At 74.7% G+C, this 22468-nt stretch carries 20 protein-coding genes; 12 read left to right on the forward strand and 8 right to left on the reverse strand.

The features are described from left to right. Positions 1 to 27 precede the first annotated feature (27 nt). Complete coding sequence (locus KPL57_RS52390) at positions 28 to 1194, reverse strand: alanine--glyoxylate aminotransferase family protein (protein ID WP_226357868.1); 1167 nt, start codon at positions 1192 to 1194, stop codon at positions 28 to 30. A gap of 279 nt (positions 1195 to 1473) precedes the next feature. On the opposite strand from KPL57_RS52390, the gene KPL57_RS52395 reads away from it, so the two are divergent. Both KPL57_RS52395 and KPL57_RS70895 read left to right on the forward strand, forming a co-directional pair. Continuing rightward, positions 1474 to 2874 carry an SLC13 family permease gene (locus tag KPL57_RS52395; RefSeq protein WP_226357869.1) on the forward strand — a complete coding sequence of 467 codons (1401 nt, stop codon included), beginning with the start codon at positions 1474 to 1476 and terminating at the stop codon, positions 2872 to 2874. Positions 2875 to 2878: 4 nt separating this feature from the next. Next, the gene (locus KPL57_RS70895) at positions 2879 to 3637 is read left to right on the forward strand and encodes an IclR family transcriptional regulator (protein ID WP_226357870.1); all 759 of its coding nucleotides are present in this window, start codon (positions 2879 to 2881) and stop codon (positions 3635 to 3637) included. 14 nt (positions 3638 to 3651) lie between these two features. On the opposite strand, the gene KPL57_RS52405 is transcribed toward KPL57_RS70895, so the two are convergent. Next, the gene (locus tag KPL57_RS52405; protein ID WP_374203909.1) at positions 3652 to 4380 is read right to left on the reverse strand and encodes a GntR family transcriptional regulator; all 729 of its coding nucleotides are present in this window, start codon (positions 4378 to 4380) and stop codon (positions 3652 to 3654) included. Positions 4381 to 4451: 71 nt separating this feature from the next. On the opposite strand from KPL57_RS52405, the gene KPL57_RS52410 reads away from it, so the two are divergent. After that, entirely contained in the window at positions 4452 to 5621 is a 1170-nt protein-coding gene (locus KPL57_RS52410; RefSeq protein WP_226357871.1) for a CaiB/BaiF CoA-transferase family protein, read from the forward strand. Continuing rightward, a complete protein-coding gene (locus KPL57_RS52415; protein ID WP_226357872.1) occupies positions 5618 to 6376 on the forward strand; it encodes an enoyl-CoA hydratase in 759 nt (252 codons plus the stop codon). The genes KPL57_RS52410 and KPL57_RS52415 overlap by 4 nt, the downstream gene beginning before the upstream one ends. Positions 6377 to 6473: 97 nt before the next feature. Here the strand turns inward: KPL57_RS52415 and KPL57_RS52420 are convergent, their stop codons facing one another. Continuing rightward, the gene (locus tag KPL57_RS52420; RefSeq protein ID WP_226357873.1) at positions 6474 to 7847 is read right to left on the reverse strand and encodes a glycosyltransferase family 2 protein; all 1374 of its coding nucleotides are present in this window, start codon (positions 7845 to 7847) and stop codon (positions 6474 to 6476) included. Positions 7848 to 8601: 754 nt separating this feature from the next. On the opposite strand from KPL57_RS52420, the gene KPL57_RS52425 reads away from it, so the two are divergent. Next, positions 8602 to 9729, forward strand: coding sequence for a C40 family peptidase (locus tag KPL57_RS52425; RefSeq protein ID WP_226357874.1), 1128 nt, complete (start codon positions 8602 to 8604; stop codon positions 9727 to 9729). 64 nt (positions 9730 to 9793) lie between these two features. On the opposite strand, the gene KPL57_RS52430 is transcribed toward KPL57_RS52425, so the two are convergent. From KPL57_RS52430 to KPL57_RS52440, 3 genes are read right to left on the reverse strand one after another with little or no spacing between them, the layout of a single operon-like run. Beyond that, positions 9794 to 11209, reverse strand: coding sequence for an amidase family protein (locus KPL57_RS52430; protein WP_226357875.1), 1416 nt, complete (start codon positions 11207 to 11209; stop codon positions 9794 to 9796). A gap of 10 nt (positions 11210 to 11219) precedes the next feature. Further along, positions 11220 to 12299 carry a galactose-1-phosphate uridylyltransferase gene (gene galT / locus KPL57_RS52435; RefSeq protein ID WP_226358034.1) on the reverse strand — a complete coding sequence of 360 codons (1080 nt, stop codon included), beginning with the start codon at positions 12297 to 12299 and terminating at the stop codon, positions 11220 to 11222. Positions 12300 to 12313: 14 nt separating this feature from the next. Next, positions 12314 to 13105 (reverse strand): DeoR/GlpR family DNA-binding transcription regulator, encoded by a 792-nt coding sequence (locus KPL57_RS52440; RefSeq protein WP_226358035.1) that lies wholly within the window; start codon positions 13103 to 13105, stop codon positions 12314 to 12316. Positions 13106 to 13420: 315 nt separating this feature from the next. Here KPL57_RS52440 and KPL57_RS52445 point away from each other — a divergent pair, with 315 nt between their 5' ends. The 5 genes from KPL57_RS52445 (at position 13421) to KPL57_RS52465 (ending at position 18208) form a co-directional block, all read left to right on the forward strand. Beyond that, the gene (locus tag KPL57_RS52445) at positions 13421 to 15106 is read left to right on the forward strand and encodes a sodium:solute symporter family protein (RefSeq protein WP_226357876.1); all 1686 of its coding nucleotides are present in this window, start codon (positions 13421 to 13423) and stop codon (positions 15104 to 15106) included. Between the two features lie 13 nt (positions 15107 to 15119). Next, the gene (locus KPL57_RS52450; RefSeq protein WP_226357877.1) at positions 15120 to 15416 is read left to right on the forward strand and encodes a hypothetical protein; all 297 of its coding nucleotides are present in this window, start codon (positions 15120 to 15122) and stop codon (positions 15414 to 15416) included. A gap of 311 nt (positions 15417 to 15727) precedes the next feature. Continuing rightward, positions 15728 to 16354, forward strand: a complete 627-nt coding sequence (locus tag KPL57_RS52455) for a YigZ family protein (protein ID WP_226357878.1) — start codon at positions 15728 to 15730, stop codon at positions 16352 to 16354. A gap of 4 nt (positions 16355 to 16358) precedes the next feature. Then, the gene (locus KPL57_RS52460) at positions 16359 to 16844 is read left to right on the forward strand and encodes a GNAT family N-acetyltransferase (RefSeq protein ID WP_226357879.1); all 486 of its coding nucleotides are present in this window, start codon (positions 16359 to 16361) and stop codon (positions 16842 to 16844) included. A 95-nt stretch (positions 16845 to 16939) separates the two neighbouring features. Beyond that, positions 16940 to 18208, forward strand: a complete 1269-nt coding sequence (locus KPL57_RS52465; protein WP_226357880.1) for an Nramp family divalent metal transporter — start codon at positions 16940 to 16942, stop codon at positions 18206 to 18208. A gap of 1 nt (position 18209) precedes the next feature. Here KPL57_RS52465 and KPL57_RS52470 read toward each other — a convergent pair whose 3' ends face one another. Then, the gene (locus tag KPL57_RS52470) at positions 18210 to 19013 is read right to left on the reverse strand and encodes a crotonase/enoyl-CoA hydratase family protein (protein WP_226357881.1); all 804 of its coding nucleotides are present in this window, start codon (positions 19011 to 19013) and stop codon (positions 18210 to 18212) included. Between the two features lie 9 nt (positions 19014 to 19022). Next, positions 19023 to 19913 (reverse strand): alpha/beta fold hydrolase, encoded by an 891-nt coding sequence (locus KPL57_RS52475; protein WP_226357882.1) that lies wholly within the window; start codon positions 19911 to 19913, stop codon positions 19023 to 19025. 130 nt (positions 19914 to 20043) lie between these two features. On the opposite strand from KPL57_RS52475, the gene KPL57_RS52480 reads away from it, so the two are divergent. Together KPL57_RS52480 and KPL57_RS52485 are read left to right on the forward strand one after the other, a co-directional pair. Next, positions 20044 to 20610, forward strand: coding sequence for a hypothetical protein (locus KPL57_RS52480; RefSeq protein WP_226357883.1), 567 nt, complete (start codon positions 20044 to 20046; stop codon positions 20608 to 20610). 63 nt (positions 20611 to 20673) lie between these two features. Beyond that, on the forward strand, positions 20674 to 22461 hold the full coding sequence (locus tag KPL57_RS52485) for an SDR family oxidoreductase (RefSeq protein ID WP_226357884.1): 1788 nt from the start codon (positions 20674 to 20676) through the stop codon (positions 22459 to 22461). Positions 22462 to 22468: the final 7 nt, after the last annotated feature.

A 22468-nucleotide genomic window follows, 5' to 3' on the forward strand; every position in this document is an offset into this window, starting at 1 on the left:
CGACGGTGCGGGGGCGGTCGGGGCGGGTCAGTCGGTCTGCAGCCGCTCCAGCGCCGCGTCGAGGCCGGAGCCCGCGACCGGCACCCCGGCGAGACCGAGGCCCATCTGGACACCGGCGAGGGTCCCGGCCAGCGTGAGGTCGTTGAACGCACCGAGGTGGCCGATCCGGAAGATCCGCCCGGCGAGGCGGCCGAGACCGGCGCCCAGCGACATGTCGAAGCGGTCGAGGATCACCGCGCGGACCTTGTCGGCGTCGACGTCGTCGGGGACGAGCACGGCGGTGAGCGCGCTGGAGTACTCGCGCTCGTCGAGGGCCAGCACCTCCAGGCCCCACGCCCGCACCGCGGCCCGGGTGGCCTCGGCGTGGCGGGTGTGGCGGGCGAAGACGTTCTCCAGCCCCTCGTCGTGGAGCAGGCGCAGTGCCTCCTTCAGCCCGTACATGAGGTTGGTGTTCGGGGTGTAGGGGAAGAAGCCGCGCTCGTTGGCCGCGAGCATCGGGCCCCAGTCCCAGAAGGTGCGCGGCATCGTCGCGGTGCGGGAGCGCTCCAGGGCCTTGGCGCTGATCGCGTTGAAGCTCATCCCCGGCGGCAGCATCAGCCCCTTCTGCGAGCCGGCGACGGTCACGTCGACGCCCCACTCGTCGTGCCGGTAGTCGATGGAGCCGAGCGAGGAGATGGTGTCGACCAGCAGCAGGGCCGGGTGGTCGGCGGCGTCCATCGCGGCGCGGATCTCGACGATCCGGCTGGTGACACCGGTCGAGGTCTCGTTGTGCACCACGCAGACCGCGGCGATCCGGCGGCCGGTGTCGGCGGCGAGCCGCTCGGCGACGACGGCGGGGTCCGCCCCGTGCCGCCAGTCGCCGGGCACGAGGTCCACCCGGAGCCCGAGCCGGCCCGCCATCTCCTGCCACAGCGTGGCGAAGTGCCCGGTCTCGAAGCACAGCACCGTCTCCCCCGGGTTCAGGGTGTTGACCAGGGCCGCCTCCCACGCGCCGGTGCCGGTGGCCGGGTACATCACGACCGGGCCGGTGGTGCCGAAGACCGGGCGGACGTCGCGCAGCAGCTCCGTCCCCAGCGCCTGGAAGTCCGGGCCGCGGTGGTCGATCGTCGCGGCCGACATGGCGCGCAGCACCGAGTCCGGCACGTTCGTCGGGCCGGGGATCTGCAGGAAGTGCCGACCGGCTGCGTACGTCATGAGTTCCTCCACGCTCGGTGACCGATGGTTCCGGATGGCGGAATCCGGGTCTCGCGCTGATGACGGTATACCGTCTACAGTCTGCCGTCGAGAGGGTGCTGCAGGGCCTTCCCACACCCCGGCGGGCGGCATCGACGCCGCTTGACGGGCGTGTGTGATCCTGCTGATACTCGGGATATCGAATTCGTTTTCCGCATTGCGGAAAATGCGGCCCGGCGACGTCGCGCGGACCGCGTCATCAGTTCCTGTCTGCGTCAGTGCCGACCCCAGAGGAAAACGATGTCCATCGAACTCATCACCATCGTGGCACTCGCCCTGGTGTTTCTGATAGCGACGATCCTGCCGGTCCACATGGGCGCGCTGGCCTTCGTCGCCGCGTTCGTCGTCGGCACGGCGTTCGTCGGGGAGGACACCGACGACATCGTCGGCGGGTTCCCCGGCGACCTGTTCGTGATCCTCGTCGGCGTGACCCTGCTGTTCGCCATCGCCAAGGGCAACGGGACCGTGGATCGCCTGGTCCAGCTGGCGGTACGGGCCGTCGGCGGCCGGATCGCGCTGATCCCGTGGGTCATGTTCGGCGTCACCGCGGTCCTGACCGCGGTCGGCGCCGTCGTCCCCGCCGCGGTCGCCATCATCGCGCCGATCGGCATGGGATTCGCCCAACGCTACAAGATCAACCCGATGCTGATGGGCCTTCTCATCATCAACGGGGCGAGCGCGGGCGGCTTCTCGCCGATCAGCATCTTCGGCAGCATCGTGAACGGTGTCGTCGCCCGCAACAACCTGCCGAGCAATCCGGGACTGCTGTTCGTCTCGTCGTTCGTGTTCAATCTCGCGCTCAGCATCGTCGTGTTCCTGATGTTCGGCGGACGGGAACTGCTCCGCCGTTCCCGGGATGCCGCGGGATCCTCCGGCGCCGGCGACGACCGGGTCGCCGTGGCCGCCGAGCCGGGCACCTCGCTCGCCCTGGGCGGCGGCGCCGTCCCGCACGGCCGGTCACGGACGGTGACCGGTGGGGCCGGGTCGGGTGGGTCCGGGGCCGCCGAGCCGCACGGCCCGGACGACGACGAGCCGCACCGCCCGCTCGAACGCGACCACGTGTTCACGATCCTGGGCCTGGTCGCCCTGGCCGTCGGCGCACTCGCGTTCGGCCTCGACGTCGGCTTCACCGCGCTCACCGTGGCCGCGGTCCTCTCGGTCATCTCGCCGTCCTCGGCCAAGGCGGCCGTCGGGCAGGTCGCGTGGCCGACGGTGCTGCTGATCTGCGGGATCGTGACCTTCGTGTCGCTGATGGAGCGGGTCGGCACCATCGACTGGCTCGGCAACCTCGTGACGACGATCGGGTCCCCGCTGCTGGCCGCGATCATCATCTGCCTGATCGGCGCGATCGTGTCCGCGTTCGCCTCGACCACCGGCATCCTCGGCGCCCTGATCCCGCTGGCCGTGCCGTTCCTGCTCGCCGGCGAGGTGGGCGCGGTCGGCCTGATCATCGCGCTGTCGCTGTCGTCGTCGGTGGTGGACTCCTCGCCGTTCTCCACCAGCGGGGCGCTGGTCGTCGCGAACGCGCCGGCCGACCAGACCGACCGGGTGTTCCGCGGGCTCATGATCTGGGGCTTCAGCATGTGCGCGGTGGCGCCGCTGCTGAGCTGGCTGATCTTCGTCGTCCCCGGCTGGGGCTGATCCGGTGCCGGGAACGGGAGCAGGCCCGGGCGGCGGCGTCCAGTCCGTCGTCCGGGCCTTCCGGATCCTCGACGTGCTGGCCGAGGCGGACGGGGAGCTGTCGATCAGCGAGCTCGCCGCGGCCGTCGACCTGCCGCAGCCCACGATCCACCGGATCGTCGCGACCCTGCGCGAGCTCGGCCACGCCCACCAGGTGGCCAACCGCCGCTACACCCTCGGGCCCCGGCTGATCGGGCTCGGGGACCGGGCGTCGCGGGTGCTGGGGGTGCGCGCCGGGGACGACCTGCGCGCGGTGGCGGAGCGGTTCGGCGAGACCGCCAACATGGCCGTGCTCGACGGGGAGCGCGCCGTCTACACCGCGCAGGTGCCCGGGCCGCACTCGATGCGCACGTTCACCGAGGTCGGGCGGCGGGTGCCGCTGCACAGCACCGGCGTCGGGAAGGCGCTGCTCGCCCAGCTGCCCGCGCCCGCGGCACGGCGGCTGCTGGGCTCCACCGGGCTGCCCGCGGCGACCGACCACACCGTCGTCGACCCCGACCGGCTGCTCGACGAGCTCGACCGCATCCGCCGGGCCGGGTTCGCCGTGGACGCCGAGGAGCAGGAGGTCGGTGTGTTCTGCGTGGCCGTCCCGCTCGCCGGGGTGTCCAGCCCGGCGGCGCTGTCGGTGTCCGGCCCGATCCACCGCTTCGGACACGACCGCGTCCCCGAGGCGGCCGCGCTGCTACGGGCCGCCGCCGAGGGCATCGGTGGGACGCTCGCGTGAGCGCCGCCCGGAGCTCAGGCCCCGCGGCGGCGGGCGAGCCACTCCTCGGACTCCGGCGTGCCGCCGTCGAGCCGGTCGACGAGGTCGAGCAGGAACGACGTGTGGCCGTGCTCGGTCAGGGCCCGCTGTGCGACCTCCGGGTCCCCCGCCTCGACCACGGCGAGCAGCTCACGGTGCCGCTCGACGTTCTCCAGCAGGGACTCGCGACGGGCGGTGCGGTTCATCGCCATGCACAGCTGCATCTGGAACGACAGCGCCCGGTAGGCCTCGGTCAGCCGCGAGTGCCCGGCCAGCGCGACCAGCGACAGGTGGAACTCGAACTTGTGGTGCAGGAACCGGCTCTCGTCGCCGGCCCGGCCGACCTCCTCGAACGCCGCCAGGGCCGCCCGGCAGCGCTCCAGCCGCTCGGGCACGCGCACCGGCACGCCGAGGCGGACGGCGAGCGCCTCCAGGTCCTCGCGCAGGGTCACGATCTCGTAGACGTCGTGCCGGGTCAGCGTGCGCACGGTCGCGCCGCGCCGCGGGTGCGCGACGACCAGGCCCTCGTGGGTCAGCGTCTGCAGCGCCTCACGCAGCGGCGGGCGGGAGACCCCGAGCCGCTCGGTCAGGCGCGCCTCGACCAGCCGCTCCCCCAGCGCGAGCTCCCCGGAGAAGATCATCGCGCGCAGGGCGTCGGTCGCCAGCTCCGCCATGGACGGCGGCGCGACGATCCGGCCACCGGTACCCGTCTGCACCGCGGTCACCGCACCCACCTCTCCCGTGTTTCCGTATACCGTATATCAAGGCCGACGCCGACGACCCCGGAGGGCTGCCGATGCAGACCGACCCACCGCTGACCGGAGTGCTCGTGCTGGAGGTGGGGGCCTTCATGGCCGCGCCGTTCGCGACGATGCAGCTCGCCGACCTCGGAGCCCGGGTGGTCAAGGTCGAGCCGCCCGGCACCGGCGACCCGACCCGGTCCGCGGGGCCGTTCCTCGACGGCGAGAGCTCCCCGTTCCTGCGGCTCAACCGCAACAAGGAGTCCGTCGTCCTCGACCTCAAGGACGTGCGGGGCCGCGCCGCGTTCCTGGCCCTGGTCGACCGCGCCGACGTGGTGGTGGAGAACCTGCGGCCGGGCGCGATGGACCGGCTCGGGCTCGGCTACGAGGCCCTGGCGCAGCGCCGCCCGGAGCTGGTGTACGCCTCGGCGTCGGGCTGGGGTGTCGACGGTGCGGCCGCGACACGGCCGGGGCTCGACATCATGGCGCAGGCCGCGAGCGGGCTGATGAGCGTGACCGGGGAGCCCGACGGCGACCCGGTCAAGGTGGGCGTGCCGGTCTGCGACCTGGTGACCGCGCTCTACGTGGCGCTCGCGGTGACCGCGGCGCTGCGCGAGCGGGACCGCTCCGGGACCGGTCAGCACATCGACGTCTCGCTGCTGGAGTCGGGCGTCTCGCTCGCGGTGTGGGAGGCGGGCATGTACCTCGGCGACGGGGAGGTGCCCGCGCGGCAGGGCTCGGCCCACCAGCGCTACGCCCCCTACCAGGCCGTCCGCACCCGCGACGGGCACGTGACGGTCGGCGCGAACACCACCCGGCTCTGGACGTCGCTGTGCGCGGCGCTCGGGCTGGAACGCCTCGAGCACGACCCCCGCTTCGCCGACCCCGGCTCCCGGCTGGCGAACCGGGTGGCGCTGATCGACTGCATCGAGACGGTCACGACCACCCGGTCGTCGTCCGACGTGCTCGCCGCGCTCGACGCGGCCGGGGTCCCCTGCGCGTCCATCGCCGGCTACGACGAGGTCTTCACCGACCCGCTGCTCACCGGCCGGGACTTCTTCTGGGACGCCCCGCACCCGACCCTGCCCGCGGTCCGCCAGCTGGGGTCGCCGATGCGCTTCTCCCGCACCCCCGCGCGGCGGGGCACCGCCGGGCCCCCGCTCGGCGCGGCGACCGACGACGTCCTCGCCGAGCTGTCCGACCCCGCCCGCGGGGGCCACGCGTGAGCCCGGAGGTGACCGCGGAGCTCGCGGCCGGGGTGCTCACCGTGACCTTCCGCCGTCCCGAGCGGCGCAACGCGCTGACCTGGGAGATGTACGAGGGGCTGGTGGCGGCGTGCGAGCGGGCCGACGCCGACCCGGAGGTCCGGGCGCTCGTCGTGCGCGGCGAGGGCGGCCGGGCCTTCGCCGCGGGCACCGACATCGGCCAGTTCCGCGCGTTCACCTCGGGCGCCGACGGGGTGGCCTACGAGCGCCGGGTCACCGCCGTGCTCGACCGGGTCCGCGCCGTCGGCGTGCCCACCGTGGCCGCGGTGGCCGGGTACTGCGTCGGCGGCGGGCTGGGCATCGCCTGCGCGGCCGACCTGCGCATCGCGACGCCCGGGGCCCGGTTCGGCGTGCCGATCGCCCGCACGCTGGGCAACTGCCTGTCCGCGCGGACCCTGGACCTGATGGTCGAGGCCCTGGGCCGCCCGCTGACCGCGGACCTGCTGCTCACCGCGCGGATGCTGGAGACCGAGGAGGCCGCGCGGGTGCCGGGGTTCCTGCACGCCGTCGTCGACGACCTCGACGCGGGACTGGACGCGCTCACCGGGCGGCTCACCACCGGCGCACCGCTGACGATCTGGGCGACCAAGCGGCTGCTGGACGACCGGTCCGCCGACGACACCGCGGTGGTCGACCGCGTCTACGGCTCGACCGACTTCCGCACGACGGTCGCCGGTTTCGGGCAGGGCGGCACCCCGAGCTGGACCGGCACCTGATCCCGGGCGCCGGTCCGACCCCGGGGCGGACCGGCGCCCCGGGGTCAGCGACGGGCCGTCGGCCCCGGGTGGCGGGACCGACGGGCCCGGACCGCGGTCAGCGGCGCCGCAGCGGCCGGGCCGGGCCGGTCAGCGGCGGGGTCGTCCCGCCCTCGGCCTGGACCTGGCGACGAGCCTGCAGGTAGAGCGCCGGACCCGACACCAGCCCGCGCAGCTTGCGGGCGCCCGCACCCCCCGGCAGCGCGACGACGTCCTGCGGCGCCGGGTGCTCCTCGACCGTGACCGACCCGAACCGCTCCGGCGACGGCCCGGGCCCGCCGACGACGGCGGGTGTCTGCTGCTCGTGGCGGGCCCGCGCGACGGCCTTCGGCGCCGAGGACTCGCGGCGCACGATGTCGCGCAGCCGCCCCAGCGCGGCCGGGAACCGGCGCACCGCCAGCCGGCGCGCCCGCGGGTCCAGCGCCACCTTGCCCAGGAAGGCGCCCAGGCCGAGCGCGTAGCCGCCCATCTGGTCGCGCAGCTCGCCCGACGAGGGCCGGTGGTGGTGCCACACCCACGCCGAGGGCAGGTAGGCCAGGGTGCCGCCGTCGAGCACGATCCGGACCAGCAGCTCGATGTCCTCGCCGCCGCGGGTGGGCCGGCCCGGGCCGAGCGCCTCGTCGAACCCGCCGAGCGCGCGGACCGGCTCGGCGCGCACCGCCAGGTTGGCGCCGATCCCGAACAGGCCCGGGGAGAACGGGAACACCGGGGAGTCCGCGGGTGGGTCGTCGAGCCGGAACCGGCGCGGCAGGAAGCCCTTGTTCCAGGCCAGCGCGACGTCGGCGGCCCGCTCCTCGGGGGTCTCCAGCCGCGCGGCGAGCACCGGCCCGCTCAGCGCGGTGAGCCCGGGGTCCTCGGCGAAGGACCCGGCGATCCGCGACGCCCACCGCGGGTCGGGCTCGGTGTCGTCGTCGGTGAACGCGACGACCGCGGTGCGGGCCTCGGCGAGGCCGCGGTTGCGCCCGACCGACACCCCGCGCCGCGGCTCGCGGACGTAGCGGACCCGTGGGTCGTCGCAGTCGCGGACGACCTCGCGGGTGCGCTCGTCGGGCGGGTCGTTGTCGACGACGAGCACGGTCACGTCGGGGTGGTCGCCGGCCAGCACCGCGGCCAGGCAGCGGCGCACGCTCTCCGGCCGCCCCCGCGTCGCGACGACGACGGTCAGGGGCTCGGCCGACACCGCGGGCTCCCCCGGCGGCTCGCGCCCGGCGACGGCCGCGGCGGCCCGGGCCAGGTCCCCGGCGCGCGCCCGGCCCTCGTGCAGCGGGACGTCGGCCTGCCCGACGGGGACACCACCGTCGGTGACCAGCAGCCGGGCCGAGCCGAACCGCGGCGGGACGACGAGGTCACCGGCTCCACGACCCGTGCCGTGCACGGCGCGGTGGTGGGCGAGCTCGCCCACCCAGACGGGGCCGCCTGCTCGGTCCGGCACTGCTGCGACCTCCCGGGTCGTGGGTCCTGGTGCGTGGTGCGTCGTCCGTGGGTCCGGCTCCGGGGCCCGCCCGCGCCCGGACGTGTCCCGGTCCGTCTTCGTCGCGGATCCGGTCCCGGTTCACCGTGTGCGGCGGGGATCACGATGCGCCGCACCGATTCCCCCTGCGGGCACCGGGCACCGGCCCCGACGTGGCGGGTGCGCGCCGCGCCGGTCCCGACCGGCACGCACCCCGATCGTCGCAGAGCACCGGGTACCCGCGCTCACCAGGCGCGGGCCGCGTCCCGCGCGCTGCTCCGTCCGCCACGGTCCCGACCGCCTCCCGGCGCAGTCACGCGAGGAGGTGTCGCGCGGGCGCCGCCGGTGGGCGTGCCGGGTTCGTGGCGGGCTGGTCCGTCCGGGGCTTTCCCGGTCACGGTGCGCACCGTGACACCGGCTCGCGCGCACCGTTCGGCGCAGCACACCGACCGTACGACCCGAACGGCGCACCGCACCCACCGTTGGGCGTGGCCCCGGTGCGCGGGTCGCTCCGGACCGGCCGTTCGCCGCACACCCGGCGAGCCCGGTCGGTGTCCGTGTCACGGAGCGGTTACGGTCGCTCTCGGCTGGTCGACGAGGCGTCGGCTGGTGCGCCTGGTCGGTCCCACGCTCCCCGCTGACCGACACTCCCCCTGGCGCCCACCCAGCACGCAGCGGGCGGAGCCGTGTCCGGTCACGAGGACCGGGGCGGATCCGAGGTGGCGAGGACCCCCGAATGACCACTGCACTCACCCCGGACCTCCATACACCCGAGAGCGACGTCCCCCGGCGTCGCCGGGACCGTGACGCCGGCGCGGGCATCTCCGCCGCCGAGCTGCTCGCGCGCTACTCCGAGGCCGGTTTCGACGCCCCCGCACCCGGCAGCCGTCGCGCCCGCCGTTCCGAGGTCCCCGGCCCGGGCCTGGAGCGCATCGACACCCCCGCGACCGGCTTCCCCGCCGCGTCCGGCGGCGACACCGTCATCACCCGCGACGCGCCGGACACCCCCGCCGGCGTCACCTCGCGGACCGCGATCGGCCTGCTCCGCGGCACCTCGGACACCGGGCCGCTCGGGCGCCACCCGCGCGCCGTCGTCGCGACCATGTCGGCGACGCTGGTCGGCGCCACCGCGGTCATGGGCGTCGTGTCGACGCTCAGCTCCCCGGAGCAGTCCCCCGAGACCTCCGCGGACATGGACCTCACCGGCGCGGCCAACGAGGCCACGATGAAGCTGTCGGTCCCGGCCGCGGGCTCCGAGCACGGCGGCACCGGCACCAGCGACGCCGCGTCCACCCTGACCAGCGGATTCGAGCACGTCACCGCGTCGGTCCCGCAGGCCTTCGAGAAGGCCGACGCGGCCCGCATCGCCGCCGTCGCCCAGAAGGAGGCCGCGGCGAAGGCGGCCGAGGCCCGGGCGAAGGCCGCCGCGGCGTCGGCCCGGCACGGCGGCGGGGACGACGACGGCGACGGTGACGGCGGCGGGCTCGGCGACATCGTCGGCGGCCTGACCGGCTCCTCCGACGGCGCCCAGGCGCTCGCCCAGGCCAAGCAGCAGCTCGGCAAGCCCTACAAGTGGGGCGCCACCGGCCCGAGCGCGTTCGACTGCTCCGGCCTGATGGTCTGGGCGTTCGAGCAGATCGGCGTCGACCTGCCGCGCACCTCCAGCGCGCAGTCGCAGATGGACGGCACCCCGGTCTCCAAGAGCCAGCTCAAGCCCGGCGACCTGGTGTTCTTCTACTCCCCGGTGAGCCACGTCGGCATCTACGCCGGCAACGGCAAGGTGCTCCACGCCTCCACCAGCGGCGAGCCGGTCAAGTACTCCGACATCGACGCGATGCCGTTCCACAACGCGGTCCGGGTCTGACCGACCGCGTCACCGAACGTCCGAGGCCGGTGCCCCTGGGGAGGGGCACCGGCCTCGACGCACGTCAGGGGCGGACCCGCCCGTGTCCGGTGGCGGCCTCGAACGCCGCCGCCACCTCCAGCAGCCGGGTCTCGGCCCGGGGGGCCGCGACGAGCTGCAGCCCGACCGGGGACCCGGCAGCGGTGAACCCGGCGGGCACCGACAGCGCGGGACACCCGGTGGCGCTGATCAGCGTCGCCGACCGCATCCACCCCAGGTAGTCGGGCTGCGCGACCCCGGCGACGGTGTCCGGGTACTCCTGCTCCACCGGGAACGGCTCGACCTGCACGGCCGGGCAGGCCAGCACGTCGTAGCGGGTGAAGAAGTCCGCGACCACCTCGTGCAGCCGGGACTGCGCCAGGTGCGCGCGGGTCAGGTCGGCGACGGTGAGCCGGCGCCCGGCGTCGACGTTGCCGTGGATGGTGGCCTTGACCTGCCCGGGGTGTGCGTCGACGACCGGCCCGAGCCCGGTCAGGAACTGCCAGGCCCGCAGCGTGGTGAACACGTCGTCGGCCTCGTCGAGGTCCGGGCAGTCCGCGGTCACCTCGGCGCCGATCGCGCCGGTGAACACCCCGGGGACGTCGGCGAGCACCGCGGCCGGGCCGGGGTCGACCGGGATCCGCCCGCCCAGGTCGGGGGCCCACGCGACGCGCAGGCCGCGCAGGTCCACGTCCGGGCGGGGCGCGACGAACGGGCCGTCGAGGGACAGCGGCGCCCGCGGGTCCGGCCCGGCCAGCACCGACAGCAGCAGCGCGACGTCGGCGACGGTGCGCCCCATCGGCCCCTGCACCGCCAGCACCTGGCGCGACAGCGGAGCCGGGTACGACGGCACCCGCCCCGGGGTCGGCCGCAGCCCCACGACGTTGCACAGCGACGCCGGGTTGCGCAGCGAGCCGCCCATGTCGCTGCCCTCGGCCAGCGGCGCCATCCCGCAGGCCAGTGCGGCCGCCGCCCCGCCCGACGAGCCGCCCGCGGAGTGCCCGGGCCGGTAGGGGTTGTGCGTCGCGCCGAACACCGGGTTGACCGTGTGCGACCCGGCCGCCCACTCAGGGGTGTTGGTCTTGCCGAGCCGGATCGCCCCGGCCGCCGCCATCCGGGCCACGACCAGGTCGTCGGTGCGGGGGACGTGCCGGGCCATCAGCGGCGACCCGTGGGTGGTGCGCATCCCGGCCGTGAGGTGGGTGTCCTTGTGCAGGGCGGGCAGCCCGTGCAGCGGTCCGTCCGGCCCGGAGCGGACCAGCCGGTCGTCGGCGGCCGCCGCGGCGGCGAGTGCACCGTCGGCGTCGAGGGTGACGACGGCGTTGACGTGCCCGTTCACCGCGTCGATCCGCTCCAGGCAGGCCCGGGTCAGCTCCCGCGAGGACACCTCGCGCGCGGCGACGAGCGCGGCCAGCTCGACGGCGGGGCGGTCGACCAGGGGGACGTCGGGTTCCGGTTCCACCCGCACACACCTACAGCGAACGCAGCCGCTCCGCGACCGCCTCGGGCAGCACGTCGGAGATGAACGCGCCCGCGCCGGACTCCGACCCCGCCAGGTACTTGATCTTCCCGGGTGCCCGGCGGATCGAGTGCAGGCGCAGGTGCAGCCGGGCGTCGGAGCGACCGTCGGACTCCAGCACCGGGGCCTGGTTCCAGCCCGCGACGTAGGGCAGCTCGTCGTCGTAGAGGGCGTCGAGGCGGCGCAGCACGTCCAGGTAGAGGGTCGCGAACTCGGCGCGCTGGGCCTCGTCGAGGGCGGGCAGGTCCGGGGTCGGACGGTGCGGGTACAGGTGCACCTCGACCGGCCAGCGCGCCGCCTGCGGCACGAACGCCGTCCAGTGCTCCCCCGCGACGACGACCCGCTCCCCCGCCCGCTCGGCGGCCAGCTGCGTGTCGAACAGGTTCTCCCCGGTCGCCTCCCGGTGCGCGGCGACGTGGGCGAGCATCCGCTGCGGGAACGGCGGGACGTAGGGGTAGGCGTAGATCTGGCCGTGCGGGTGGGACAGCGTCACGCCGATCTCGGCGCCCCGGTTCTCGAACGGGAAGACGTAGCGGACCCCCGGCCGGGCGCCCAGCTCGGCGGTCCGGTCGGCCCACGCCTCCAGCACCAGGCGGGCGCGGTCGGGCGTCAGCCGGGAGAACGGGGTGTCGTGGTCGTCGGTGAAGCAGACGACCTCGCACCGGCCCGACGCCGCCTGCGGCACCGGGCCCGGCTCGGGCAGCGGCGCGCCGGGCGCCGACCCGAACGACGGGAAGCGGTTCTCGAACGCGACGACGCCGTACTCCGGGCTCGGCACCTCGGTGTGGCGGCCGTCGCGGCTGGGGCACAGCGGGCACTGGTCGGCCGGCGGCTTGTAGGTGCGGTCCTGCCGGTGCGCGGCGATCGTCACCCACTCCCCGGCCAGCGCGTCGTAGCGCAGCTGGGAGGCGGGCACGACCCGCGGGAGGTCGCGGGCGTCGACGAGATCGGCCGGGTCCCGTGGGGCGTGGTCGGGGCCGTCGAACCAGATGATCTCCCGGCCGTCGGCCATCCGGGTGGTCAGCTTCTGCACCTTCTGCACGTACGTCACCTTCCGGGGCGGGCAATGATCACGTGGTCGACCTCGCCCTCGAGGACCGCACGGTCGGCGTCGGCCAGACCGGAGTCGGTCACGAGCACGTCGGCCTCGGACAGCTCGGCGATCGTCGAGATCCCGACGGTGCCCCACTTGGTGTGGTCGGCGACGACCACGAGCCTGCTGCCGGACTCGATGAGGGCGCGGTTGGTGTCGCGCTCGGTGAGGTTCGGGGTGGAGTAGCCCGCCGCGGCGCTCATGCCGTGCACCCCGAGGAACACCGTCTCCAGGTTCAGCGAGCGCAGCGCGGTGATCGCGACCGGGCCGACCAGGGCCTCCGAGGGCGTCCGCACGCCCCCGGTGAGGATCACCGTGGTCCCGCGGGCGTCGGCGCCACCGGTGTGGAACGCGTCGGCGACGGCGACGGAGTTGGTCACCACGGTCAGCTGCGGCACCGCGGCGAGCAGCTGGGCGAGCCGCCAGGTCGTCGTGCCCGCGGACAGCCCGATCGCGGCGCCGGGGGTCACCAGCTCGGCGGCCGCGGCGGCGATGGCGTCCTTCTCCTCCAGCTCGCACACCGACTTCGCGGCGAACCCGGGCTCGGAGGTGGTGTGCTCGCCGACGGCCGTCGCGCCGCCGTGCACCTTGTCCACCAGGCGTCGCCGGGCCAGCACGTCGAGGTCGCGGCGCACGGTCATCTCGGACACGCCGAGGTGGTCGGCGAGCTCGGACACCCGCACCGCGCCGCGGGTGCGGACCTGCTCCACGATCACCTCGCGCCGCTGTTCGGCGAGCAGGCTCATCGCGTCCGGGCCGGACACCGTCGGGACTTCACCCGCACAGAATGCAACACAACCGAACGTGCGGCAAGGGTCGACCGTGCGTGTCGGGACCCGGTCGCCGGGGGCGCGGAGGTCACCGAGCGGTCTCGAATTCGAGCGAAAGTGTTCACTTCTGATCGAGTGCGGTCTAGCTTGTGCGTTGGTCCGCGCAACGTGCCGTCGTGCACCACCGGCCGGCGGACCGGCAGCGCACGCACTCGACGGCGAGGAGCTACCCGAGATGGATCATCACGAGACGGCCCGGCGGGCCCCGGGGACGTCCCGGGAGGACGCGGCATGACCGCCCAGGAGGTCCTGCGCCTCAACCCGAACCTGGTCGACTACCTGCTGGTCGCGTTCTACTTCGTGCTGGTGCTCGGCATCGGCTTCGCGGCGCGGCGCTCGGTGTCCTCCAGCCTCGACTTCCTGCTGTCCGGCCGGTCGATGCCGGCCTGGATCACCGGTCTGGCGTTCATCTCGGCCAACCTGGGCGCGATCGAGCTGATCGGCATGGTGGCCAACGGGGCCCAGTTCGGCATCCCGACGGTGCACTATTACTGGCTGGGCGCGATCCCGGCGATGGTGTTCCTCGGCATCGTGATGATGCCGTTCTACTACGGCTCCAAGGCCCGCAGCGTCCCGGAGTTCCTGCTCAAGCGGTTCAACAAGACCACCCAGCGGGTGCAGGCGGTGATCTTCGCGGTCGCCTCGATCCTGATCGCCGGGGTCAACCTGTTCTCGCTCGGCCTGGTCCTGGAGGCGCTGCTCGGCTGGTCGCTGTACCTGGCGATCCCGGTCGCGGCCGTCGTCGTCCTGGGCTACATCTCCCTCGGCGGGCTGTCGGCCGCGATCTACACCGAGGTCCTGCAGTTCTTCGTGATCCTCGCGCTGCTGATCCCGCTGACCGTCGCCGGGCTCAACCGGGTCGGCGGCTGGGACGGCCTGACCCGCGCGGTCACCGAGGGCCCGAGCGGCGGTGCGGACCTGAACGCCTGGCCCGGCACCCCGCTCACCGAGATCGCGAACCCGTTCCTGTCGGTGCTGGGCATCGTGTTCGGCCTCGGGTTCGTGCTGTCCTTCGGCTACTGGACGACGAACTTCGCCGAGGTCCAGCGCGCCCTGTCGGCCAAGTCGATGTCCGCCGCGCGGCGCACCCCGATCATCGGTGCGTTCCCGAAGGCGCTGGTCGTGCTGGTCATCGTGACCCCGGGCATGATCGCCGGGATCCTGGTCCCGCAGATCGCCGCGGTGAAGTCCGGCGGCGGCGACGCCGTCGAGGGCATCACCTACAACAACGCGCTGTCGCTGCTGATGAAGGAAGTCCTGCCCAACGGGATCCTCGGCGTCGCGATCGCGGGTCTGCTGGCCGCGTTCATGGCCGGTATGGCGGCGAACATCAGCTCGTTCAACACGGTGTTCACCTACGACATCTGGCAGGACTGGGTGCGCCCGGGCCGCGCCGACCGCTACTACCTCGGCGTCGGCCGGCTGGTCACGATCGTCGGCTGCGTGCTCGCGATCGGCACCGCGTTCATCGCGTCCGGGTCGGCGAACCTGATGGACTACATCCAGTCGCTGTTCAGCTTCTTCAACGCGCCGCTGTTCGCGATCTTCATCCTCGGCCTGTTCTGGAAGCGGATGACCGGGCCGTCGGCCTGGATCGGCCTGCTCTCCGGCACCACCGCGGCGGTGCTGGTCGACATCCTGGTCCGCACCGACGTCTGGACGATGTCCAGCCAGGCGGGCAGCTTCGTCGGCGCCATCGCGGCGTTCGTCGTCGGTGTCGGCGTGTCCGCGGGGGTCTCGATGGTGACCACCCCGAAGCCGGACGCCGAGCTGGTCGGGCTGACCTGGAGCCTGACCCCGAAGGAGGCGCGCACCCACTCCACCGACGGTGACGACGCCGGCTGGTACCGCAGTCCGAACGTCCTCGGCGCGCTGGTGCTGGCCCTGACCGTCGTCCTCTACGTCGTGTTCGGCTGAGCGGAGACCTGCGATGAGCTCGAAGAGTGAGAACCACCCCGACCACCACGGGACCGACGCACCGGTGTCCTCGACCGCGGCGAACCTGTTCGACCTGCGCTCGGTGATCGCCCTGCTGTTCGGGGTCTACGGCATCGTCCTGCTGGTCATGGGGATCGTGTCGGGCAACGACCCGGAGAACCTCGCCAAGACCGGCGGGACGAACCTCAACCTCGACACCGGCATCGGCATGCTGGTCATCGGGGCGTTGTTCGTGCTGTGGGTGTACCTGCGACCGCTGAAGCTGGCCGCGCCGGAGCAGCAGGACTGACCGCACTCCCCCGGCCGGGGGCGCCCTCAGCGCTCCCGGTCGGCGGGGGTCGGGTAGACCGGGTTGAACGCCGCGAGGGTGTAGTCGTCGATCCGGCGCGCCACGCGGGTCAGACCGGAACGCAGGACGCGGAGGGTGTCGCTCATGGGTGGGGGTCCCTTCGATGTCGGCGGTGGAACCGCCTGGTGTGGACGAGGGAGCCCGCCGGGTGAGGCGGGCGGCCTCGTCACCGGACACGTCCAGGATGCACTGAATCGATCCCGACACGCCGCCGATCGCGAGCGCGGTCACGGTGTGAGGCCGGTCGCGGCGTGCGGGTGATCGCCCGCGACGGGAGCGCGGAGACCGAGATCGCCCGGTCGCGCTTCCTCTGCACCGTCGCCCGGGTCGCCGACGTCGGGGCCGCCCAGGCCGTGATCGACCGCGTCCGCCGGGCCGGTCCGGACGCCACCCACCACTGCACCGCGCTGCGCATCGGCGACCCCGGCACCGGGGACCTCACCGCCCGCAGCAGCGACGACGGCGAGCCCTCGGGCACCGCCGGCGTCCCGATGCTGGAGGTGCTCACCCGGCGCGGGCTGACCGACGTCGTCGCCGTCGTCTCGCGCTGGTTCGGCGGGACGAAGCTCGGCGCGGGCGGGCTGGTCCGCGCCTACTCCGGCGCCCTGACCGCGGCCCTGGACGCGGTCGGCGAGCTGCGCCGGATCCGGCACCGGGAGCTGCTGCTCGCCGTCGGCCACGACCGCGCCGGGCGTCTGGAGCACGACCTGCGCCACTCCCCGTACCGGCTGGGCGAGATCACGCACGGCACGGACGTCACGCTGACCGTCGCCGTCCCGGAGGCCGAGACCGGTGAGTTCGCCGACTGGCTCGCCGCCCACACCGGCGGCGACGTCGAGGCGCTCGACGCCGGCCCGCGCGACCTCTACCTACCCTGAGCGCGTGCACATCCGCGCCGCCACCGACGACGACCTCCCCGCCGTCCTCGCCGTGCTCCGCCCGATCTTCGCCGAGGGCCGCACCTACACCGTCCCGCCCGACGCCGACGACGCCTGGGTCACCCGCATGTGGATGCTCCCGCCGCCCGCGCGGGTCGTCGTGGCAATGCGGGACGGACGGGTCGTCGGCACCGCGAAGACCGGGCCCAACCAGCCCGGGCCGGGCTCGCACGTCGCGACCGCGAGCTTCGCCGTCGACGCGGGCGAGGCCGGGCGCGGCACCGGCCGCGCGCTCGGCGAGCACGTGCTGGCCCTCGCCCGCGCGGACGGGTACACCGCGATGCAGTTCAACGCCGTCGTGGCGACCAACACCCGCGCGGTCGCGCTGTGGCACTCGCTGGGCTTCGCCACGGTCGGCACGGTGCCCGACGCCTTCACCCTGCCCGACGGCGCGACCACCGGCCTGCACGTGATGCACCGCTACCTGTGAGCCGCACGGCCTGAACCGTTGCAGCTCTGTACCAGCGGAGTTAGTCGTGCCTACACTGCGTCTTCGTCGGACCTCATCACCTCGCGGGGGCGCACATGACGAGCACGGGCACGGCCGCGGCGGCGGCACCGGTCAGCGTGGAGCAGCTGCGCCGGCGCGGCTGGCGCGGCAGGCTCGCCGTCCTCGGGCCCGCGTTCGTCGCCGCCGTCGCCTACGTCGACCCGGGCAACTTCGCGACGAACTTCTCCGCCGGTGCCGGCTACGGCTACCTGCTGGTCTGGGTGATCGTCGTCGCCAACCTGATGGCGATGCTCATCCAGTCGCTCTCGGCCAAGCTCGGGCTCGCGACCGGCAAGAACCTGCCCGAGCTGTGCCGCGAGCACCTCACTCCGTGGCGGAACCGGTTCATGTGGGCCCAGGCCGAGCTCGTCGCGATCGCGACCGACCTGGCCGAGGTGATCGGCGGCGCGGTCGCCCTGCACCTGCTGTTCGGGATCCCGCTGTTCACCGGCGGGGTGATCACCGGCGTGATCGCCTTCGTGCTGCTGGGCCTGCAGTCGCGCGGGCACCGGCCGTTCGAGCGGGCGATCGTGTTCCTGCTCGCGATCATCATGGTCGGGCTGGTGTCCACCGTGGTGCGCACCGACGTCGACGGTCCCGCGCTGGCCGCGGGCCTGGTCCCCGGCTTCGACGGCGTCGGCTCGCTGGTGCTCGCCACCGGCATCCTCGGCGCCACCGTGATGCCGCACGTGATCTACCTGCACTCCGCCCTGACCCAGGGCCGCCTGGTCGCCCGCGGGCCCGAGGACACCCGGTTCCTGCTGCGGGTCGGGCGCACCGACATCGCGCTCGGGATGGGCGTGGCCGGGCTGGTCAACCTGTCGATGCTGGTCGTGGCGGCCGCCCTGTTCGCCGGGACCGACGTGCCCGGCACCGACACCCTGGAGGGGATCTTCGCCGGGCTGGGCACCGAGCTCGACGCCGTCGCCGCGTACGGGTTCGCGATCGCGCTGCTCGCCTCGGGGTTCGCGTCCTCGGGCGTGGGGACCTACGCCGGGCAGGTCATCATGGCCGGGTTCCTGCGCCGCCGGATCCCGCTGCTGCTGCGCAGGCTGCTGACCCTCGCGCCCGCCCTGCTCGTGCTGGGCATGGGGATCGACCCGACGCAGGCGCTGGTGCTCTCCCAGGTCGTGCTGTCGTTCGGCATCCCGTTCGCCCTGGTCCCGCTGGTGTGGCTGACCGCCCGCCGCGAGGTGATGGGCGACCTGGTCAACCACCGCGTCACCACGGCCGCGGCGGTCGTCGTCGCCGCGGTCGTGGTGGGACTGAACGCCTTCCTGATCTGGGAGGCCTTCGTCGCCTGAGTCAGCGGCCGCGCCACACCGGGTCGCGCTTCTCGGCGAACGCGGTCGCGCCCTCGCGGGCGTCCTCCGAGGTCAGGACCGGGCCGATGATCGCGTCGTGGCGCTCCCAGCGGTCGGCGCCCCAGTCCGGGCTCTCCCGCACGATCCGCTTCGACGCGGCGACGCCGAGCGGCCCGTTCACCGCGATCCGCGCGGCCAGCGCCAGCGCGGCCTCCAGCGCGGTGCCGTCGTCGACGACGGAGTTGACCAGACCGGCGGCCTCGGCCCGCGCGGCGTCGATCGGGTCGCCGGTCAGCAGCATCTCCAGCGCCAGCGCCCGGGGCACCCGGTTCGCCAGCTCCAGCGCACCGCCCGCGGCGGCGACCAGCGACCGCTTGACCTCCGGCACTCCGAAGCGGGCACCGCGACCGGCGACGACGAGGTCGCAGGCCAGCATGATCTCGAACCCGCCGGCCAGCGCCCAGCCCTCGACGGCGGCGATCATCGGCGTGACCGGCGGGGCCTGGGTGATCCCGCAGAGCCCGCGCCCGGGCACCGACGGACGCTCGCCGCGCAGGAACGCCTTGAGGTCCATCCCGGCCGAGAACACCCCGCCCGCCCCGGTCAGCACGCCGACCCGCAGGTCCGGGTCGGCGTCGAGCTCGTCGACGGCCGCGGCGATCGAGCGCGCGACGTTCTCGTTCAGCGCGTTCTTGGCACGGGGCCGGTTGATCGTGATCAGCAGGACGCCGTCCCGCCGCTCGACGAGCACCTCCTCCTCGGAAGCGGCCGGTCCGGAAGGAGTCAGTTCTGACTGCTCTGTCATGGGGCCACCCTAGATCGCGGGGGCCACCACCGGAACCGAGTGCTCCCAGTCCGCGAGCAGCGTCCGCAGCGCGGTCACCAGGGCCAGCGGCTGGTCGATCATCACGTGGTGCCCGGCCCCGGGGATCTCGACGACCGGCGCCGCCCGGCCCATCCGGTCGACGACCATCTCCCCCATGTCCGCCGGGACCAGACCGTGCTCGGCCCGGAACAGCGCGATCCGGCAGCCGGGCCGCCCGAGGTCGCCGGGGGTCAGCGAGATGCCGGCGAAGATGGCCGGGTCGAACTTCCAGCTCCAGCCGCCGTCGACGGCGCGGATGCTGTGCTCGGCGATGTGGTGGTGCACGTAGGGCAGGTCGCCGGGCTGCTCGGGGATGGTGCGGAACCGCGCGATCAGCGCGTCGCGGTCGGGGTGCACCTTCGCCGGGCCGAACGCCCGCTGCTCACGGGCGGCCCGCTCCTCCGGCGACCGGTCCCGGACCGGGGAGTCGACGGCGACGGCGCCGGCCAGCTCGTCGCCGTAGCGCAGGGCAGCGGTGAGCGTCACGAACCCGCCCATGCTGTGCCCGATGAGCGTCGGCCGGCGGCCGAGGCCCGAGGCGTCGATCACGGCGCGCAGCTCGACGGCCCAGCGGTCCAGGTCGTAGGACGGTGCCCGCCCGGAGTCGCCGTGCCCGGACAGGTCGACCGCCACGACCCGGCGCGTGCCCTCGGCCAGCAGCGGGGCGATGTGGTCCCACCAGTGCAGGTGCGCCGCGCCGCCGTGCACCAGCAGCACACCGGGCCCGCCCGGGGTGCCCCAGCTGCGGAACCGGACCTCGACGCCGTCGCTCTCGGTGCGGCCGGGCTTCCCCGGCTCGGCGAGTGCGTCGGTGAACCAGGTGGGCGGAGCGGTGGACACGCGGGGACCTCTGTTCGTGGGACGGGGACGACCGTTCGAACCTACGCCCCTCGTCAGTTCTGACCACGCCGGGTAACGGGGTGCGGGCGCCGGGCGACCTGCGTCACCGAGGGGCCGACGAGGAGGCGCGATGACCGGTACGGCGACGGGGACGGTGGTGCGGGCCGTGCCACGCGACCCCGGGGCGTGGGACCGCACCGACCGGCGTCTGGGGTGCGCACTGGTGTCGCTCGCGCGCGACGCGGACGCCCCGGCGGGGACCGCGGACGCGGTGCGCGGCTGGCGCCGGATGGCCGGTCCGCTGCGCGCCGCCCAGCACCGCCCCGGGTACGGCCCCGGGCCGTGCCCGGACCTGTGCCTGGTCCCGGTCGGACCGGCCGACGTCGCCGCGCTCGGTCTGCTCGCCGCCGCCCTCGGTGCCCGGACGCTCCCCGGCGCCGACGACGGGCCGCTGCGCCGGGCGGCCGCAGCGGCCGGCACCACGGCCCCGGCGCTGGTGCTGGAGCTCGCCCGGGTGCACGGCGTCCTGGACCTCGACCTGGGCGCCGACGGCGAGCTGCTCTACGCGCTGGCCGGGGTCCGCACCGCGGGGACCACGGCCGCGGCCGCGCACGACGCGGTGGCCGCCCGGGTCGGCGCGATGTGGGCGGCCGGTCGGGCGCCGCACCCCACACCCACCGTCGACGACCGGGGCTGACCCGCCGGCACGGTGATCGTGCCAGGGGTGGCGCCTTGTTGACACGTTTTCTACGATGACGGTGTGTCTCACAACGAGGTGGAGTCCGCGAGCCGCACCCGGACGGTGACCACGCAGGACGGCCTGGAGCTGGTCGTGGAGGAACGGGGCGACCCGTCGCACCCGACGGTCGTCGCGGTGCACGGCTACCCCGACGACCGGCACGTGTGGGACCGCGTCGCCGCGGACCTCGCCGCCGACCACCACGTCGTCACCTACGACGTGCGCGGCCACGGGGGCTCGGCCGCCCCCGGCGCCCCGGCCGGCTACGACCTGGAGCTCCTCGCCGCCGACCTGCGCACGGTGGCCGACGCCGTCTCCCCCGACGCCCCGGTGCACCTGCTCGCCCACGACTGGGGCTCGATCCAGACCTGGCACGCCGTCACGCGCGAGGACGGCACCCCCTCGGCGATGGACGGCCGGGTCGCGTCGTTCACCTCGATCTCCGGCCCGTGCCTGGACCACGTGGCGCTGTTCCTGCGCCGCCGCGGGCTCCGCGACCTGCGGCCGGTGCTCACCCAGGCGCTGCACTCCTGGTACACCCTGGCGTTCCGGGTGCGGGTGCTGCCCGAGCTGATGATCCGCAGCGGGCTGCTCGGCGCGATGGTGGCGCGGACCGAGCGGATCCCGCGACCCTCGGTGCGCGACGCGGTCAACGGCCTGGAGCTCTACCGGCGGAACCTGCCGCGGCGGCTCGGCCGCCCGCAGCCGCGCCACACCGACGTCCCGGTGCAGATCCTGGCTCCGCTCGGCGACGCCTACGTCACCCCCGCGATGGCGACGAGCGCCGCCGGGTTCGCCCCCGACCTGCGGGTCCGCTACCTGCCCGGCGGGCACTGGATCGTCCGCAAGCGCGCGGGCGTGATCGCCCGGTGTGTCCGCGAGCTCGTCGCCGAGCGCAGCAGCGGGACCGCCGCGCCCGCGCTGGCCCGGGCGGGGGCCCGGGGCGCCGCCCTGGTCCGCACCGGGGGACGGCCGGGCCGGGCGTCGCGCTGGGAGGGCGGGCTCGCCGTCGTCACCGGGGCGGGCAGCGGGATCGGCCGCGAGATCGCCCGCCAGGTCGCCGACCTGGGGGGCCGGGTCGTCGTCGCCGACGTCTCCGAGGCCGGCGCCGCGGAGACCGTCGACCTGGTGACCCGGCGGCACGGGCCCGGCCGCGCGGTGGCCGCGGTCGTCGACGTCGCCGACGAGGCCGCCGTCGCCGCCCTCGCCGAGCGGGTCGCGGCCGAGCACGGGGTGCCCGACCTCGTCGTCAACAACGCCGGGATCGCCGTCGCCGGGTCGTTCGCCGACACCACGGCGCAGGAGTGGCAGCGGATCGTCGACGTGAACCTGTGGGGCGTCGTGCACGGCTGCCGGCACTTCGGCGCGCTGCTCGCCGCGCACGGCGAGGGCGGCACGATCGTCAACACCGCCTCGGCGGCGGCGTACCTGCCGTCGCGCTCGCTGCCGGCCTACGCCACGACCAAGGCGGCGGTGCTGATGCTGTCGCAGTGCCTGCGCGCCGAGCTGGCGGGCGCCGGGGTCGGGGTCACCGCGCTGTGCCCCGGGTTCGTCGACACCCCGATCACCGGGGCGACCCGCTTCGCCGGCACCGACGACGCCACCCAGGCCGCCCGCCGTCGCGACGCCGCGGCCGCCTACACCCGGCGCGGGTACACCCCGCAGCGCGTCGCCGCCCGCCTGGTCCGCGCCGTCGAGCGGGACCTGCCGATCGCCCCGGTCACCGCCGAGGCACACGTCGGGCTGCTCGCGTCCCGGCTGTCCCCCGGCCTCGTCCGCGCGCTCGCCCGCGTCGACGGCACCCGCTGAGAAACCC

Source organism: Pseudonocardia sp. ICBG601 (assembly GCF_020496245.1).

Bases quoted from the DNA above. Each gene is read 5' to 3' on its own strand.
- KPL57_RS52470 (WP_226357881.1), bottom strand. From the start codon at position 19,013: ATGACAGAGCAGTCAGAACTGACTCCTTCCGGACCGGCCGCTTCCGAG.
- KPL57_RS52450 (WP_226357877.1), top strand. From the start codon at position 15,120: ATGAGCTCGAAGAGTGAGAACCACCCCGACCACCACGGGACCGACGCA.
- KPL57_RS52480 (WP_226357883.1), top strand. From the start codon at position 20,044: ATGACCGGTACGGCGACGGGGACGGTGGTGCGGGCCGTGCCACGCGAC.
- KPL57_RS52465 (WP_226357880.1), top strand. From the start codon at position 16,940: ATGACGAGCACGGGCACGGCCGCGGCGGCGGCACCGGTCAGCGTGGAG.
- KPL57_RS52445 (WP_226357876.1), top strand. From the start codon at position 13,421: ATGACCGCCCAGGAGGTCCTGCGCCTCAACCCGAACCTGGTCGACTAC.
- KPL57_RS52440 (WP_226358035.1), bottom strand. From the start codon at position 13,105: ATGAGCCTGCTCGCCGAACAGCGGCGCGAGGTGATCGTGGAGCAGGTC.
- KPL57_RS52395 (WP_226357869.1), top strand. From the start codon at position 1,474: ATGTCCATCGAACTCATCACCATCGTGGCACTCGCCCTGGTGTTTCTG.
- KPL57_RS52410 (WP_226357871.1), top strand. From the start codon at position 4,452: ATGCAGACCGACCCACCGCTGACCGGAGTGCTCGTGCTGGAGGTGGGG.
- KPL57_RS52425 (WP_226357874.1), top strand. From the start codon at position 8,602: ATGACCACTGCACTCACCCCGGACCTCCATACACCCGAGAGCGACGTC.
- KPL57_RS52390 (WP_226357868.1), bottom strand. From the start codon at position 1,194: ATGACGTACGCAGCCGGTCGGCACTTCCTGCAGATCCCCGGCCCGACG.